Source organism: Bradyrhizobium sp. B039, from assembly GCF_038965675.1.
In the GTDB taxonomy this organism is placed as follows: Bacteria; Pseudomonadota; Alphaproteobacteria; order Rhizobiales; family Xanthobacteraceae; genus Bradyrhizobium; species Bradyrhizobium diazoefficiens.
On the sequence record NZ_CP152416.1, the window covers coordinates 5,182,546 to 5,198,674 of the forward strand.

Consider the following 16,129-nt stretch of genomic DNA (forward strand, 5'->3'; position numbering starts at 1 on the left):
GACTAGTCTTTGACGGGATTGGCCTTCAGCCAGTCCAGGACATCGCCGGCGTTCCGGTCGGGTGGAAACACCGGATAGAACACATGCGTGACCTTGGCGTCGTCGATGATCAGCGCGAGGCGCTTGATCAGGGTCAGCCCTGCGACCTCCATGGTCGGCAGTTTGAGGGCGCGCGTCAGCGCCAGCTTCTCGTCCGACAGCACCGGAAACGGCAGATGCAGGCGCGAGGCCATTTCGGTCTGGTATTCGTTGCTCTGGGTCGAGAGGCCGAACACGTGGGCGGCGCCGGCGGCCTTCAGCTCGGCAAACAGATCGCGAAACGCGCAGGTCTGCGGCGTGCAGCCGCGCGCGCCCGGGATCATGTCCCAATCGTCGACCAGCGAGATCTTGCCGGGCTCGCCGGTGCGGGGATAGGCGAACACCACGGTTCGGCCGGGGAGCGCCGACAGCATCACTGATGTGTCGTCGGTCGCGAGCAGGCCGATCGCGGGCAGCGTCATGCCCGGCAGATGCGCGGCCCCGCCATCATCGGCCGGCGCCGGAATCTGGCTCCAGTCGACCTCGAGCAGGTTCTTCTGATTCATCCCGCTATCCCCTCGCCCGCAGCAGGCGCCCCTTCTCCCGGCTCCAGTCGCGCTTCTTCTCGGTCTCGCGCTTGTCGTGCAGCTTCTTGCCCTTTGCAACCGCCAGCTGCAGCTTGGCGCGGCCGCGCTCGTTGAAGTAGAGCTTGAGCGGGATCAGCGTCATGCCCTCGCGGTCCACCGCGCCGATCAGCTTGTTGATCTGCCGGCGATGGAGCAGCAGCTTTCGCGGCCGTTTGGGCTCGTGGTTGAAGCGGTTGCCCTGGAGGTATTCGGGAATGGTGGCGTTGATCAGCCAGATCTCGCCGTTCTTCGAATCGGCGTAGGATTCCGCGATCGTGCTCTTGCCGTTGCGGATCGACTTGACCTCGGTGCCGGTCAGCGCAATGCCCGCCTCGATCGTATCCTCGATCGCATAGTTGAAGCGGGCCTTGCGATTTTCCGCCATGACCTTGATCGGTCGTTCGTTCTTATCAGCCATGGCAGACAAACCTGAGTGAGATCGCGCGAACGCTAACAGTTTGGACGAAGCGTACGCGTCAAGACTTCTTGAGGAGATCGCGGATCTCGGTCAGCAGCTCGACCTCGGCCGACGGCTTCGGCGGAGCGGCCGGTGCCGCCTCTTCCTTGCGCTTCAGGGTGTTGATGGCGCGGATCACCAGGAACAGCACGAAGGCAATGATGATGAAGTTGATCGTCAGCGTGAGGAAGCTGCCCCAAGCCAAGACCGCGCCTTGCTTTTTAGCATCCGCTAAGTTGGTGGCGGTGACCGCCTTCGACAAGGGGGTGAAGTAGTTCGAGAAGTCGAGGCCGCCGGTGACTGCGCCGATCAACGGCATGATCACGTCGCCGACCAGCGAAGTGACGATGGCGCCGAAGGCCGCGCCGATGATGACGCCGACCGCGAGATCGACGACGTTGCCCTTCATGGCGAATTCGCGGAACTCCTTGAGCATCCGCCTGCCCTTTTCATCGACCCCGCTCATGAAAGGCTCCCCGGAAAGGCTGCCGCGTCAGTTGATCAGGCCAGCGTGAACCATGGCGCTGCGCACGGCAACGCGCGTCGGCTCGGTCACCGGCACCATCGGCAGCCGCAGCGTCTCGTCAAGCTTGCCGAGCAGCGACATCGCGTACTTGATCGGCGCCGGATTGCTCTCGATGAAGAGGTTGTTGTGCAGCGGCATCAGCTTGTCGTGCAGCTTCAGCGCGGTGGCGTGATCGCCCTTCTGCCAGGCGGTGTGGAACTCCGAGCACAGGCGCGGCGCGACGTTCGAGGTCACCGAGATGCAGCCGTGGCCGCCATGGGCCATGTAGCCGAGGATGGTCGCATCCTCGCCCGAGAGCTGGTTGAAGTCCTCGCCCATCGCGGCACGCTGCTGCGACACGCGGACCATGCTGGCGGTGGCGTCCTTGACGCCGGCGATGTTCTTCAGCTCCCACAGCCGCTTCATGGTGTCGACCGACATGTCGATCACCGAGCGCGGCGGGATGTTGTAAATGATGATTGGAATCCCGATCGCATCGTTGATCGCCTTGAAGTGCTGGTACATCCCTTCCTGGGTCGGCTTGTTGTAGTAAGGCGTCACCACCAGCACGGCGTCCGCGCCCGCCTTCTCGGCGTGCTGGGCCAGCTCGATCGCCTCCTTGGTCGAGTTGGAGCCGGCACCGGCAACCACGGGCACGCGGCCCTTGGCCTCCTCGATGCACCACTCGACGACCTTCTTGTGCTCGTCATGGCTGAGCGTCGGGCTCTCGCCTGTCGTGCCGACCGGGACCAGTCCGTTGGTGCCCTCGGAAATCTGCCAGTTGACCAGGGAGCGGAACGCTGCCTCGTCGAGCGAGCCGTTCTTGAACGGCGTGACCAAGGCGGTGAACGACCCCCGGAATTTCGTCTTGGCTGCCATGGACTTCCTCCGTACGCGGCGAGTTTTGAGAGCAAGCCCCATTCATATCGGGTCTATCCCGCCGGTAAAAGGGCCGCTCCCGTGCGACGCACCGTTTAGGCCGCGATTTTGCCGCGGTGATGGTGCAAACCCGCCCGAGGTAAGCGGCTGTTGGTATTTTGTCCGCATATTCAATCAAATTCAGCTAGATCTTGAGCCACTTGACTGATTCGGGGCGACGAAACGCCGTGACCTCATTTCCTCGTGCCACATGGCGATCCACCGGTCTGGTCGTGTGCCTGATGGCAGGGCTGTCTGTCGGCTGCGCCGCCTGGGCCAAGTCCAATGAGACACCTGCGGAAGGGGCCAAGGACACTGCGAAGCCAGCCGCCAAGGACGCCGCGAAGGGATCCGGCAAAGGATCGGCCAAGGAAACAGCTAAGGAAACCACCAAGGGAACCGGCAAGGACACAGCGAAGGGCGCAAGCAAGGGGGCGGCTGGCGCCCCGGCCAAGGATGCCGCGAAGAAACCAGCCCAGAATGCCGGCAAGGACGCTGGCAAGGAACCCGCCAAGGACCCCGCCAAGAACAAGCCCAAGCCTGCGGCAGCGGCGCCGGCGCCAAAATCGCAGCCGACCGCCACCGGCTCTCCCCCCAAAGCGGCACCCGCGCCGGCCGCGACGGCCACCGTCAGACCCGCTGCCCCTCCGGCCGCCAAACCGATCGCAGCTCCTGTGCTGGCGCCCGCGACCCGCCAGCACGCGGCACCTCGCAGGCCGGTGACGCCGGCCGCGATCGCTGCGACCTCGTCGACGTCGCAAGCCGACAAGGACACGCTGGAGAGCGTCATCGAACTCGTGCGCAAGCGCAAGGCGGGCGACGCCACCAACGCCGCCGCCACGATCTCGGATCCCGTCGCGCGAAAGCTCGCGGAATGGATCATCCTGCGCAGCGAGGACAATGGCGCGACCGTCGAGCGCTATCGCGCCTTCCTCTCCGCCAATCCGAGCTGGCCGTCGCAGACCTTCCTGCGCCGCCGCCTCGAGGCTGCGATGTGGGACGACAGGCGCGACGATTCAGTTGCGTGGTCGTGGTTCGAGAACGAATCCCCGGTGTCCGCGAAGGGCCGCTTCACGCTCGCCAAGGCGATGCTGGCGCGCGGCGACCGCGCCAATGCCGAGCGGCTGGTGCGCGAGGCCTGGCGCAGCGATCCGATGTCGGAGGACACCGAGAACAACGCGCTCGACCAGTTCGGCGCCCTGCTGACGCCGGGCGATCAGAAGGCGCGGATGGACACCCTGCTCTACGGCAGCGAAAACGAGGCCGCGCTGCGCGCCGCAAAACGCCTCGGCGCCGGCTATGTCGCGCTGGCCAAGGCCCGCATCGCCTCGGTCAAGAAGGCGCCGAACGCGCGCGCATTGCTCGAGGCGGTGCCGCGCGAGCTGCACAATGACCCCGGTTTCCTCTTCAGCAAGATCCAGCTGCTGCGCCGCGAGGAGAAGTTTGCCGAGGCCGCCCAGCTCATGCTGTCGGCGCCGAAGGATCCGAACCGGCTCTACAATCTCGACGAATGGTGGATCGAGCGGCGCCTGCTCGCGCGCAAGATGATCGACACCGAGGAGTTCCGCAGCGCCTATCTGATCGCGCGCGACGCGGCGCTGCCCTCGCGCGACATCTACAAGACCGAGCAGGAGTTCACGGCAGGCTGGATCGCGCTGCGCTTTCTCAACGATCCCGCGACCGCCACCCAGCATTTTGCCCGCATCGGCGTCGGCAGCGTCAATCCGACCACGCTGGCGCGCGCCGGCTATTGGCAGGGCCGCGCGGCGGAAGCGGCGGGCCGCCAGCAGGAGGCGCGCAACGCCTATGCGCGGGCTGCCGAACAATCCACGAGCTATTACGGCCAGCTCGCACGCGCAAAACTCGGCCTGCCGCAGATCGAGCTCAACAGCCAGCCGCGCGGGCGCGGCGCTGAACGGCTGGAGATCGTGCGCGCGGCGCAACTGCTCTACGAGCTCGACGAGCGCGAGATGGCCGTGCCCATGCTCGCCGACATGGGCGAGAACGGCGATCCCGAAGCCCTGACCGGCCTTGGCGAGCTGACCCAGCGCTACAGCGATGCGCGCGGCATGCTGCTGGTCGGCAAGGCCGCGCTCAACCGCGGCCTTCCGTTCGATTTCTACGCCTATCCCGTCAACGGCATTCCGCAATTCACGCCGATCGGCCCCGAGGTCGAGCGCAGCATCGTCTACGCCATCGCCCGGCAGGAGAGCGCGTTCAATCCCTCGGTGGTCTCGCCGGCACAGGCCTACGGGCTGATGCAGGTGACGCCGGATGCCGCACGCTATGTCTGCAAGCGGCATGGCGCGACCTACGATTTGGGGCGGCTGAAGAACGATTCGGCCTACAACGCCACGCTCGGCTCGGCCGAGCTCGGTGGGCTGCTCGAGGATTATCGCGGCTCCTACATCATGACGTTTGCCGCCTACAATGCCGGCCGCGGCAGCGTGAAGAAGTGGGTCGACCGCTACGGCGATCCGCGCGATCCCAAGGTCGATGCGGTCGACTGGGTCGAGCTCATTCCGTTCTCCGAGACGCGCAATTACGTGCAGCGGATCATGGAGAACCTTCAGGTCTACCGCGCCCGCTTCGGCGGCGGCACGCGGTTGCAGATCGAGGCCGACCTGCGCCGCGGCACCGGCAGCGTGGAATAGCGGCGCCTTAAGCTGCGCTACTTGGCGATTGCCGCTCGCGCCGCTTCGATCTTGGCCTTCACAGCGTCTAGATTGAAGCTTGCACCCCTCTGCATCGGCGGAAACTCGATCGCCGTCATCGCCAGCTTTTCCACCTGCTGCTGAACAAACACGAAGCGCCAGAATTCGTATTTGAACCAGTCGAAGTATTGTTGCGCCCCGTATTTGGTCCCGCTGTCGGGCCAGCCCGTGCGCTCGAAAGGATCGAGGCGAAGGTTGGTCAAATAGGGCACGTCAACCTTGCTTTTATCACCCAGCCAGCCTCCGGGCTGGTCGATAAAACGATATTTGTAGTCGTCGATGCGCACGGCCCCCAGCTCGCTTTCGCCGAAATAAAAGATTTCGTGCCGATTTGACGGCCCCTTGCCAGTGATCATGTCCAGCTGGTTGTAGCCGTCCAGATGGCACTTGTAGGTGCGGTCACCGATCTGCTTACCCTTTTTGAGCTCGTCGACGATGTTGGGGTTGCCGGCAGCGGCCAGGAAAGTCGGGAACCAGTCCAGTCCGGACATGATGCCGTTCTCGACCTTGCCGGCCGGCACCTTGCCCGGCCAGCGGACCATCGCCGGCGCGCGGAAGCCGCCCTCCATGATCGTGCCTTTGCTCTGCGCGAATGGCGTCTGTCCGCCATCGGGCCAGGTGAAGACCTCGGTGCCGTTGTCGGTCGTGAATACCACGATGGTGTTGTCATCGACGCCCATATCCTTCAGCTTCTGCATCACGATGCCAATGTCGTCGTCGAGCTGCGCCATGCCGGCTTCATGGATGGACCAACCATTCTTGGAGTTGCGCATCGCCTGGTACTTCGGCGACAGGTGCGTAACGATGTGCATGCGGGTCGGATTGAGCCACAGGAAGAATGGCTTGTTGTCGGCCCTGGCCCTGTCGATGAAATTGAGCGCGAAGTCGCGGATTTCATCGTCCACGGTTTCCATCCGCTTGGGATAGAGCGTTCCGGCGTCCTCGATCCTCTGCTTGCCGACCTTGCCCCAGCGCGGATCCACGGTGGCGTCGTCCACGTTGGTCGCCCACGAGTGAACCATGTTGCGCGGACCGACTGTGTTCAACAGCTCCTGCGGATAAGCGGGGTGGGCCGGATCTTCCATCGCGTCGAGGTGATACAGGTAGCCGAAGAACTCGTCGAAGCCATGCACCGTCGGCAGAAACTCGTTTTTGTCGCCAAGGTGGTTCTTGCCGAACTGGCCGGTGGCGTAGCCCATACCTTTCAGCGCCGCGGCAATGGTCACGGCCTCCGCCGGCAAGCCGGTGGGAGCGCCGGCCTGGCCGACTGTGGTCATGCCGGTGCGGATCGGCAGCTCGCCGGTGATGAAGTTGGCGCGACCCGCCGTGCAACTCGCCTCGGCGTAGTAATCGGTGAACAGCATGCCTTCGGCGGCGATCTTGTCGAGGTTTGGCGTCCGCCCGGCCATCATCCCGCGGTGGTAGGCCCCGATATTCCAGATGCCGATATCGTCACCCATGATGACGACGATGTTCGGCCGTTGCCCGGGCGTAGCGGGCGCCGGCGCCGGCGCCGGTTGCTGCGCTTGCGCAGGGCTCGTCAATCCGACGGCCGAGAGCGCCGAAGCGGCGACGAGAGAACTACCACTCAACAAGAGATCGCGGCGTTTCAGTCCTCCGCCGATTGGTCCCGTGCTCATCTCAGGCTTTTCCGGAATCCGATCGTTACTCATGACGTGATCCTCTTCCTGGCGATGCACCTGAAGCCGACATGGCTTGCTGAGGTGTCGATCGGCTCGGCACGACGCGCGGCCGGACGATAGCGGCGGCAGTAGCTGGGAGCGCAAAGATGCGAGCCGCCTTTAAGCACCTTGCGTGGAATCCTGAGGTTCGGCTGACAAGAATCGTAGCTCGCGCCCTCGGGCCCGCCGCGAGGATTGTTCGGGATGCAGCAGACTTTCGGGGCGTCGGCTTCGTGCTTCTGCGAATACCAATCGGCCGTCCATTCCCAGACATTGCCGATCATGTCGTGCAAGCCGTACCCGTTGGCCGGGAATGCGGTGACGGGCGAAGTACGTTCGAAGCCATCAGCCGCGAGATTCTGGTGCGGGAAATTGCCCTGCCAGGTGTTTGCCATATGCCTGCCGCCGGGGAATTGCTCGTCACCCCAGGCGAATTCCGCGCCGTCCAGTCCGCCGCGTGCGGCGAATTCCCATTCGGCCTCGGTCGGCAATTCCTTGCCGGCCCATTTGGCATAGGCTTCGACGTCGCGGTAGGCGACGTGGACGACCGGGTGGTCGTCGAGCCCGCTGATATTGCTGCGCGGACCATAGGGACGGCGCCAGTCGGCGCCGAATTTGAACGTCCACCAGTGCCCCCAGTTGCGCAAATCTACGGCTCGCTTAGGCGGCGTGAAGACCAGTGACCCGGCCTTGAGCATGTGCGGCAGAGCGCCCGGATAGTCCTTCGCATCAGGTGTAATTTCGGCGAAAGTGACGTAGCCGGTCGCGTTCACGAATTTGCGGAATTGGCGGTTGGTGACCGGCGTGCGATCCATCCAGAATCCGTCAACGGTAACGAGATGGGCCGGCGCTTCCTCCGGATAATGCCGATCCGAACCCATGCGAAACGTGCCGCCCGGCACATAAAGCATCCCCTCACCTGCTGGATCTTCGAACGATTGTCCGGAGCCAGACAACGATTTCGTATCAGCCAGATACATGACGACCCCCGGGGGCCATCGCATCAGCGGCCTGGTGGCACTCCTCCGGGTTGATCCAGATCAATGGTCCGTTTCAGGGCCATAAGCAGACAGCGCAGAGAGTCGCTGCCGAGAGCATCGGTGGCAAGCGCCGGACATGCGCCGTCGTCCGGCTTGAGCAGCGGCCGCGACCTGAGGCGTGCACGCGACCGGTCACGGAAGCGACGCGCCGGCTCGGCCGACATTGCTGGGGCGCAAAGCCATGCACCAAAAGAAAAGCCCCGGCGGTTTCCCGCCGGGGCTCTCTGTCAGGTCGTTAGACCGAACTTACCAGTTGCGCTGAGCGCGGAGGAGCATAACGAGCGAGTTCTGATCCTTCAGCTCGTAGGCCGCGACCGGCTTGGCGGGAACGGGGACCAGAGCGGCCGGGGTCACCGTACCAGCATACTTCTGGTCGAGATGGGTCCAGGCAAGGTCAGCCGAGAACGTCAGGTTCTTGACCGGGGTCCAGCGGGTGATGATGCCCACCTGGCCGATCGCGAAGTCCGGGTTACAGGCAGTCACGCCGGCGAACCCAGCACCGATCACGCCACCACCAGCACCACCAGCGCCGCAAAGCGTGGTCTTGGCCAAGGTGCCGAACTGCGCCTGAGCGTAAGCACCGTAGATCGCCGTGTTCCAGTACGGATCCCAGTTATGGGTGTAAGCACCGCGGAAGCCCCAGGTCTTGACGGTTTCCTGCGAGCTACCCGTGATGAACACGGTGTCCGGAGCCGAGGCGTAGCCGAGGCTCTGGTAGGCGGTGCCCGAACTGCCGAACATCACGTAGGTGCTGCCCGCGAGGTTCTGGAAGTTGTAGCGGGTCGCGCCATCGGTGTAGACGCCCGAGATGTTGATCACGTCACCCGCACCAGTCGGGATGTTCTTGATCGACAGAGCGAGCTGAACCGCCCAACCCCACTTGTCGTCGGGGTGGCCAGTCGGCTCGGTGGCGCCGTAGTAAGCGACGTGGTTGTCCTTGGCCGCAACCGATGCCTGGAACAGGCCCCAGGCCTGGTCGACACGCACCATAGCGACGAGGTTCGGCGAACGCGAACCGCCGATGGCGTTGGAGCCGTAGGAGGCACCGAGCACGCTGGACGCGGTCGCGCCGGTCATGTTGAGATTGCCGGCCTGCATGTACGAGGTCGGATCTTCCGCCGAGAACGCCGCCGTGATGCCCTGCCCGAAGTCAGCGGTGTACGAGAACTGGTTGATACCAGTGACCGTGCCGCTGCCGCCGACGAGACCGTCGAAGTTGTTGCCGGGATAGTTGGTCCAGGGCGCGTCGAACTGCGACACGGCCTTACCCATGGTGAAGCCGGCGAACTGGATGAAGGCGTAGTACACGCCGAGCGAACCGGCCGAGGTGTTGCCGTCGGTGCCGTTCACCGAGCCACCGCCCGAGCCAAAGAGCGACGTGGTGGTCGCGCCAGGGGTCGTGGCAGTCGCCAGCGCGCCGCTGTAGGCGGTGGTGCCGGTCGCGCTGCCGGTGCCGACGTAGTTGCCGGTCGTCCAGGAGAACACGCCATCGAAGAAGGTGCGGACCACGCCGTATTCGGTCGCGGTGCGCGTGTCGATGTTGAGGTCTTCACGAGCGCGAGCGGTGTAGTAGTTCGTCAGACGGTTGCGTGCACCGTTGGCGCCCTGGGTCGAGACGTTCTGATTCAGGGTGAAGTCCGAGTTGGTGCCCAGCGCGACTTCAGCGCGCAGGTAACCACCCAGCTTGATGCAGGTGTCAGTGCCCGGGATGTAGTAGAATCCGGCACCGTACAGGGAGCAGATCTTCACGTATTCGACCGCTTTGGCCTTCACGGGGAGATCGGCTGCCTGTGCTCCGCCAACGGCGATCAGACCCGCCGCTGAACCGAGCAAAAGGCTCTTAACCAACTTCATGTTAAACCTCCAAGTTTGCTCTATAGGGAAGGTTCCGGATCCGCTGGGTGAAGACACCCTAAGGTTGGTTCCCTTGTCCCTTAACTCACCGCTTAGTCGCTTCGCGCCTTCGGACACACCCGCTGAACGCGAGGGACTTAAGCGAACCACCTAAAACGGGACGACCTCGGGATGCCCCCCTCCGTCGCTCAGTCACAATTACCGAACGTCCTTGCACACACAACAACAGAACGCTCCGAAACGGGCCAATGGAGCGCGTTTTCCGATGGGTGTTGCACAAATAACACGCAGATGTGATCAGAACGGCCTCGCAACATATTGTTTTTACTGTGGTTTTTAGGACGGTTCCGACTGCCATCGAAATTCCTCACCTGGGGCGCCGCGGGGACGGGCGTCGCGAAGCTGCGGTCTGGCGCCATCGAATCGTAGAATCGGCGAGCGACTTGGCAGGATCCGCCGCCCCTTCAAGAATCGACTGATCTGGAAAGAGCGCGACCACGGCAACATCGGCGCCGGGATGTCACGCGGCAGGCCGAAACGGTCGCCCCCGGCCGGCGGCGACGGAGTCTCGCCAGCCCCTCTTCTTCCTCAGCCGGGGTCCGGGTTCTTCATTCCGGGCGGGCGGCGGGAACCCGCGAGGAAACCCAGTTTAACCGGCGCGCCTCCGCCGCACGGCAGGGCGTGACGACAGGTCGCCGGTCAAAGATGAACGAAGCTACGCGATCATCGGTCAGGCCAACGAAAGACAGGAATATCGGCATTCGGGATAAGGCGACTGGAGACGGCATGGCCGGAGTTAAGCGCGGCCTGGTGGTCTGCACGAGCAACAGCAGACGCGCATAGGCAGCCTTCCTCATCCGAGCGGTCGAATGTCGATGTGATCCGGCGGAAGTCCCGCCTGATGCCGTTGATGCATGGCCTCGTAGGCCGCTTCCAGGTGCCTGGTATAGCGCGCCGCATCGAACAACGATGTCGTCAAACGGTTCTCTCGCAGCCTCTCGCGAATCCCCTGGAGCTTTTGCCTGTTCAGCGCCAGCTCGATTGCGAGCGCTTCATATTCGTCGCGTGTTCGCGCGACCAATTCGGGCAAGCCGACTGCGTTGAGCAAGCTCGCCGCGACGCGGCCTGCGAAACTGTTTCCAATTTGCGTCACGACCGGCAGGCCGGCCCACAGCGCATCGCTCGCCGTCGTATGTGCGTTGTAGGGCAGCGTATCCAGGAAGAGGTCGGCAAGGCGATGCCGCGCCAGGTGCTCGGAGGATGATGAAAGGCGCCTTGCGAACACCAGGCGATCCGGATCGACGCCCCGGTCCTTGGCTGCTTTTCGCAGGTTCGATTTTGCGGCCTCTCCCATGTCGGACAACCACAACACCGAATGATCCACCTTCCCCAGAATATTCACCCAGCTATCGAAGACGGACCGATTGATCTTGTAGGCAGGGTTGAAACAACAAAATACAATCCATTCCTGCCGTAACCCGTGATCAGCCCTCTCGAGCCTTATGTCATCGATTGCCTCCCCCTTGTTGTCGCGGGGCATGAAACTGCCGGGCAGACGAACCACTTTCTCTGCAAAGAACTGGTTGTTTGACTCCGGCAAGACGACGTGATCGGCAATGATGTAATTCGACAGCTCCTTGCTGCCCACCGTCCCCGCGAACCCGAGGAAATTGACGGCTATCGGAGCGGGACCGGAAACGAATAGCGACAGCCTGGCATTCTGTGTGTGCCCCGCAAGATCGACGAGAATGTCTATCTCTGCCTCCTTGATCGCCTCCAGGACTTCACCGTCACTCTTGTCCTGGCAATCGATGAAGCGGTGGAAGGCCCCTTCCAGTCGTCTGCGCAGGTCGCTGCCGTCGTTCGGACCGATCGAAAAGGCGTAGGTCTCAAATCGGCTGGTATCGTGGTTCTCGAACATCGCGGCGGTCAGGTACCCGACCGGATGCTGACGAAGATCGGGTGAAACATATCCGATCCGAATCTTGTCGTGCTTGTGGATCCCACCCCTTGAACCCGGTTTGGACAATTGCGGGAGCTTCGCGCTCACCCACGCCCTGGCGCATCGCAGATGATCGTCGGGAGTGTCAGTCAACGACAGCAACGCAAAAGGAGAGCTATTGGCCTTCCCGGCCCGTATCGCCCCCGTCAAATGACCGATCTCTCCCTCCAGATTGTCCCAATTGCACAAGTTCATCTTTGCAAAAAGGCGCAGCCCCTCGATGCCTTCCAGGTCCGGCTCGATCGACACCGCCTTGTCATAAGCAGCAAAAGCTTCCTCATAGCGCTTGAGCTCGGTGAAGACATTGCCCCGACCGATCCACGCCCCCTCCAGGTCAGGCTTGATCGAGAGCGCCCGGTCATAGGCGGCGAGAGCCTCCTCATAGCGCTTGAGGCCCCACGCGACATTGCCTCGACCAAGCCATGCCTCCGCGAGGTCAGGCTTGATCGAGAGCGCGCGGTCGAATGCGGCGAGCGCATCGTCATGGTGCTTGAGCTCGTTGAGAACATTGCCCTGGCCAAGCCATGCTTCCGCCAGATCAGGCCGGACCGATAGCGCCCTGTTAAACGCGGCGGACGCTTCGTCATAGCGCTTCAGGTCAAACGACACATTGCCCCGGCCAAGCCACGCATTCTCCAGATCGGACTTGATCGACAGCGCCTTGTCATAGGCAGTCGACGCCTCCTCATACCGCTTCAGGATCCAGAAGACATGGCCACGGGCAACCCACGCACCCTCGAGATCGGGCTTGATCGACAGTGCCTTGTCGTACGCAGCAAGCGCTTCGTCGTAGCGCTTGAGACTGTTGAAGACATCCCCTCGGCCGATCCACGCATTCGCAAAATCGGGCTTGAGCGACAGCGCCTTGTCGTAAGTGGCAAACGCTTCGTCGTAGCGCTTGAGATTCCTCAAGGCATTCCCTCGACCAAGCCACGCATGCTCGAGATCGGGCTTGACCGACAACGCCTTGTCGTAGGCAACGAGGGCGTCCTCATAGCGCTTGAGCTTTTCGAGGCAATTGCCCTTGCTTGAATATGCATCGGCAAAGTTCGGATTGTAGAACGCCGCCTTGTCGAACTGCTCGATCGCCTCCGAATAGTTCCTCGAGAATTCGGCGAGTATCGTACCTCTGTTGTGGTACGAGAGAGGATTGTGCGGATTCACCGCCAGGGCGCGGGTGAAATAGACCAGCGCTTCCTGGGGGCGATTCAGGCTCTTGAGCGCGTAGCCGTAATTGCTGAGCGCTTCATCACTGTTTCCATTCAGGCCGACCGCTGCTTTGAGATGGATCTCAGCGTCGGCAAATCGGCCCTGGACCAGCTTGATCACGCCAAGGAAGTGCTCGACGTCGAAGATTTTCGGGGAGGATCTCCTGATCTGCTCGAGTATCTTCTCCGCTTTCGCCAGGTCCCTGGCCTGAAAGGCATCGACAGCACGCCGAAATTTGGCCTGCAACTCACTCGCCAAGCCCATTCCTCCCTCGATTCAACTCGTTGACCATAGCAACCGATCCCGCGAAGGCCCATCCGGCTCTGCCGCTGGGCGCCTGTTCCGCCGAGAGCATCGTTAGCAGAATCGGCGGACCGTCCGAGCGAATACGATCAGGGAGCAGCTCGTTCCACGTGCGGCAACAGGCACTCAGCACAAAACAAAGTAAAATCAATGCATTGCCGACATGCTGGGAAGGCCAAGGGATTCGAACCTGTCGATAGGCTCCCTCTCACAAAATGCACTGATTTTGCAGTAAATCCAGCCACTTACGCCAGAAAGAATGCTCCCATACGCAAGAACATCCTTGCTGCATACGCCGGACATTCCAGCCTCCCGCGTCCGTTCTCGCGCGTAACGGTTCGCACCCCGGAAGCAAACCGGCTCCATTTCGAAAATCGCTGGGAATATTCGAGCGCAAACACGCGCTTACAAATTGACCGGCCCAAGTAATTAGAGGCATAAGGCTCGCACCGGAGAGGTGGCCGAGTGGCTGAAGGCAACGCTTTGCTAAAGCGTCATACGGTCTCAAGCTGTATCGAGGGTTCGAATCCCTCCCTCTCCGCCACCCAGCAGCAGAATCAAGGCCTGCCGTTCTTTCACCTGAAAGCGATCGCCGCGCCGGACAAAGCTTGGTGCAGGGATCCGCGCGGCTGAGCTCAGCCCGATTCTCGCTCTCCCTATATTATGTGTGTCCGCACCTAGCGGCCGGACCGCCAGATTCGCCAATGCGAGGGCGAAATCAGCACCGGCTCGTCGGCCCAGACGTTGAACCAGACGCCGGACCTGCGCCGGCATGGAAAGGTCCAGGGCACGATGCCCGTCTTGTGCGGCCGTCCGAGTTCCAGATCGCAATCGTCGGGCGCGATCTGAATCGGCAGCCATTGTCCATTCGTGTCGGCAGCGCTCATGCCGCGCGGGTCTAGGCGGCGTCACGACGAAGGAACTTGATTCAGCGCAACCAGGCACGCCCGTGGAAACACGGGGCCGGCTGCGATCCTCAGCTCGAAGCGTTTTCAAGCGAAGCGGATACCGGTTCGCGTCGGGAAAACATCTCAGAACAAGACACCAGAGCCCTGTTCCGATGCCATCGGAACAGAAATGGCTCTAGTGGGTGGAAACCCACGCCCTCGCGTCGCGCTGTGCGGCCGAGATCTCGGCGTCCGACATCTGTCCGGCAACTTCCTGGCGCAGCGCCACGGCGTCCTTGCGGCCCTTCAGGGCGGCGAGGTTGAACCATTTGTGCGCGGCGACGAGATCGACGAGGCCGGCGCGGCCGCTCGCCCAATAGATCCCGCGCTCGAACAGCACGTCCGACAGCGCGCTCGCGTCGATCGGCGTTGCGGTCTCCAGATCGAAAGTACCCTGAAACATAACGCATCCCCTGTTTTCTTATGCCGCCTCGTTCCCCCGAGCGCGGCTCCCGTCCAACTCTGATTTGCGTGATCCCTTCTGGGATCATGCGCTGCTCAACTCTTCCCCAAGTCTTCTTGCCCAGGCCGTTTGCCGGCTTGTTGGAAGCGATGATGGCGGGCAAATTTGAATGGCAGTTTAAGTATCGCGATGAAGCAGACGTAAACGCGCCTTGGCCGCGGCCGCGCACGGAATGCCAAAAGTCCCCATTTGACGGGCACTTCTGCGATTTGTCAGATTCGGTTTACCCTGCGATTTTCGGACAACGATAACCATCGCGCGCGGTGGCGGGGCGCTGTGGCGTACACTCCGCCACTTCCTGTCGTCACCCATGACCCGGCTACGCCAAGGCACTGCCGGGGCTTGCGGTCCTGGAACGCCGAAGCTTCAGCGAAGGCGGCAGGCGGGCGCCCCATCCATCGAGAAGCCGCGACGCACCGGGTCGCCGCCGGGCGATGGCACTGCAAATAGGGAAAACGGCGCACGGACGTCGCGCAACGACAAAGCCGCAGCCCTCGCCTGCCCCGAGGCAGCGCTCAGCGGCAGCGCGGTCACGCCACGACCAGATCAGCAATATATGAAAAGGGAATGCCGGCAATACCCCGGCCTCAGAGAACGAGGGCGTCGGCGAACACGTCAGGACCAGATTTCACGTTGACCCGAAGGCCGCTTGTGAAATTGCAGAACCGGAGAACCGGCACCGCACCGAACGAAGAAAACTCGTTTCTTCTGCCGGACCGCGAAAAGAGCGATCCGACCGTTGACCTGATGTCTCGCCGACACCCTCTATCGTCGACCAGAACCTCTGGGAGGCGCTGATGACGTGCCGGCTCTCTGGGAGCCGGCAACTTCAGAAGTCGAAGTTACTTCTTCTTCTTCGCGACCTTGCGGGTCTTCTTCGCAGTCTTCTTCACTGCGCTCTTCGCCTTCTTCGCCTTCTTCGCTTTCTTGGCCATGTTGCCCTCCGATGTGTGAGATGGCTTTAATCGCTGCATGCAGTCGGGGATCGAATGCACACTCATCCCGAATACACCAACACGACGAAAAAAACAGCTTCTCGCTTAAAGAAGTGTTGACGCAGCAAGGCGCGTGCGCTTGGCGAGCGCGATGCAAGCACACTGCATGACGTGTTCGTCCGATCGCGGAGAGTGGGCGCATCATCGATGTTTGCGAGAGTAATGATTGCAAGAAAACACTATGCAGAAAGTATTTTCCTGCACTCACGCATTGCGCGTGATCGACGCGATGACGCGCGTCGCGACGCGCAGGATCGCCCCGCGAAGGCGTTTCGCGGACTCTGAGTCGCAGTTTTTGGCAACGAAAATATTTTCATGCTTAACGGCGCGAGCGCTCGTCGGAGCCCGTGCAAGCCGCCGTTTTGCGCGAATCGCGTGACGGCGATTCGGTCGCCG

Annotated in this window: 11 protein-coding genes and 1 tRNA gene; 2 read left to right on the top strand and 10 right to left on the bottom strand. The window is 62.3% G+C overall.

Features of this window, described 5'->3' with window-relative positions:
* Positions 1-2 precede the first annotated feature (2 nt).
* The 4 genes from AAFG50_RS24260 to dapA are packed head-to-tail and all read right to left on the bottom strand — an operon-like array spanning position 3 to position 2,485.
* The gene (locus AAFG50_RS24260; RefSeq protein ID WP_028171605.1) at positions 3-584 is read right to left on the bottom strand and encodes a peroxiredoxin; all 582 of its coding nucleotides are present in this window, start codon (positions 582-584) and stop codon (positions 3-5) included.
* 4 nt (positions 585-588) lie between these two features.
* On the bottom strand, positions 589-1,062 hold the full coding sequence (gene smpB / locus AAFG50_RS24265) for an SsrA-binding protein SmpB (RefSeq protein ID WP_011087830.1): 474 nt from the start codon (positions 1,060-1,062) through the stop codon (positions 589-591).
* Between the two features lie 58 nt (positions 1,063-1,120).
* Positions 1,121-1,537 carry a large conductance mechanosensitive channel protein MscL gene (mscL, locus tag AAFG50_RS24270; protein WP_027547170.1) on the bottom strand — a complete coding sequence of 139 codons (417 nt, stop codon included), beginning with the start codon at positions 1,535-1,537 and terminating at the stop codon, positions 1,121-1,123.
* 57 nt (positions 1,538-1,594) lie between these two features.
* Entirely contained in the window at positions 1,595-2,485 is an 891-nt protein-coding gene (gene dapA / locus AAFG50_RS24275) for a 4-hydroxy-tetrahydrodipicolinate synthase (protein WP_028171604.1), read from the bottom strand.
* Positions 2,486-2,766: 281 nt separating this feature from the next.
* Here dapA and AAFG50_RS24280 point away from each other — a divergent pair, with 281 nt between their 5' ends.
* A complete protein-coding gene (locus tag AAFG50_RS24280; RefSeq protein WP_039184643.1) occupies positions 2,767-5,178 on the top strand; it encodes a lytic transglycosylase domain-containing protein in 2,412 nt (803 codons plus the stop codon).
* 17 nt (positions 5,179-5,195) lie between these two features.
* Here the strand turns inward: AAFG50_RS24280 and AAFG50_RS24285 are convergent, their stop codons facing one another.
* The 4 genes from AAFG50_RS24285 to AAFG50_RS24300 form a co-directional block, all read right to left on the bottom strand.
* A complete protein-coding gene (locus AAFG50_RS24285) occupies positions 5,196-6,878 on the bottom strand; it encodes an arylsulfatase (RefSeq protein ID WP_162185865.1) in 1,683 nt (560 codons plus the stop codon).
* 29 nt (positions 6,879-6,907) lie between these two features.
* Entirely contained in the window at positions 6,908-7,900 is a 993-nt protein-coding gene (locus AAFG50_RS24290; RefSeq protein ID WP_039184646.1) for a formylglycine-generating enzyme family protein, read from the bottom strand.
* Positions 7,901-8,206: 306 nt separating this feature from the next.
* Positions 8,207-9,814, bottom strand: a complete 1,608-nt coding sequence (locus tag AAFG50_RS24295) for a porin (protein ID WP_028171600.1) — start codon at positions 9,812-9,814, stop codon at positions 8,207-8,209.
* 853 nt (positions 9,815-10,667) lie between these two features.
* Entirely contained in the window at positions 10,668-13,283 is a 2,616-nt protein-coding gene (locus AAFG50_RS24300; protein ID WP_162185840.1) for a tetratricopeptide repeat protein, read from the bottom strand.
* Between the two features lie 496 nt (positions 13,284-13,779).
* Between AAFG50_RS24300 and AAFG50_RS24305 the strand changes: the two genes are divergently transcribed.
* A tRNA-Ser gene (locus AAFG50_RS24305) sits at positions 13,780-13,872 on the top strand.
* Between the two features lie 133 nt (positions 13,873-14,005).
* On the opposite strand, the gene AAFG50_RS24310 is transcribed toward AAFG50_RS24305, so the two are convergent.
* On the bottom strand, positions 14,006-14,215 hold the full coding sequence (locus tag AAFG50_RS24310) for a hypothetical protein (RefSeq protein ID WP_011087842.1): 210 nt from the start codon (positions 14,213-14,215) through the stop codon (positions 14,006-14,008).
* Positions 14,216-14,411: 196 nt separating this feature from the next.
* Positions 14,412-14,678, bottom strand: coding sequence for a hypothetical protein (locus tag AAFG50_RS24315; protein WP_028171599.1), 267 nt, complete (start codon positions 14,676-14,678; stop codon positions 14,412-14,414).
* Positions 14,679-16,129 lie beyond the last annotated feature (1,451 nt).

Excerpts from the sequence above, each read along its gene's own strand:
- AAFG50_RS24260 (WP_028171605.1), bottom strand. The coding sequence starts at position 584 with ATGAATCAGAAGAACCTGCTCGAGGTCGACTGGAGCCAGATTCCGGCG.
- smpB (WP_011087830.1), bottom strand. The coding sequence starts at position 1,062 with ATGGCTGATAAGAACGAACGACCGATCAAGGTCATGGCGGAAAATCGC.
- mscL (WP_027547170.1), bottom strand. The coding sequence starts at position 1,537 with ATGCTCAAGGAGTTCCGCGAATTCGCCATGAAGGGCAACGTCGTCGAT.
- dapA (WP_028171604.1), bottom strand. The coding sequence starts at position 2,485 with ATGGCAGCCAAGACGAAATTCCGGGGGTCGTTCACCGCCTTGGTCACG.
- AAFG50_RS24280 (WP_039184643.1), top strand. The coding sequence starts at position 2,767 with ATGGCAGGGCTGTCTGTCGGCTGCGCCGCCTGGGCCAAGTCCAATGAG.
- AAFG50_RS24285 (WP_162185865.1), bottom strand. The coding sequence starts at position 6,878 with ATGAGCACGGGACCAATCGGCGGAGGACTGAAACGCCGCGATCTCTTG.
- AAFG50_RS24290 (WP_039184646.1), bottom strand. The coding sequence starts at position 7,900 with ATGTATCTGGCTGATACGAAATCGTTGTCTGGCTCCGGACAATCGTTC.
- AAFG50_RS24295 (WP_028171600.1), bottom strand. The coding sequence starts at position 9,814 with ATGAAGTTGGTTAAGAGCCTTTTGCTCGGTTCAGCGGCGGGTCTGATC.
- AAFG50_RS24310 (WP_011087842.1), bottom strand. The coding sequence starts at position 14,215 with ATGAGCGCTGCCGACACGAATGGACAATGGCTGCCGATTCAGATCGCG.
- AAFG50_RS24315 (WP_028171599.1), bottom strand. The coding sequence starts at position 14,678 with ATGTTTCAGGGTACTTTCGATCTGGAGACCGCAACGCCGATCGACGCG.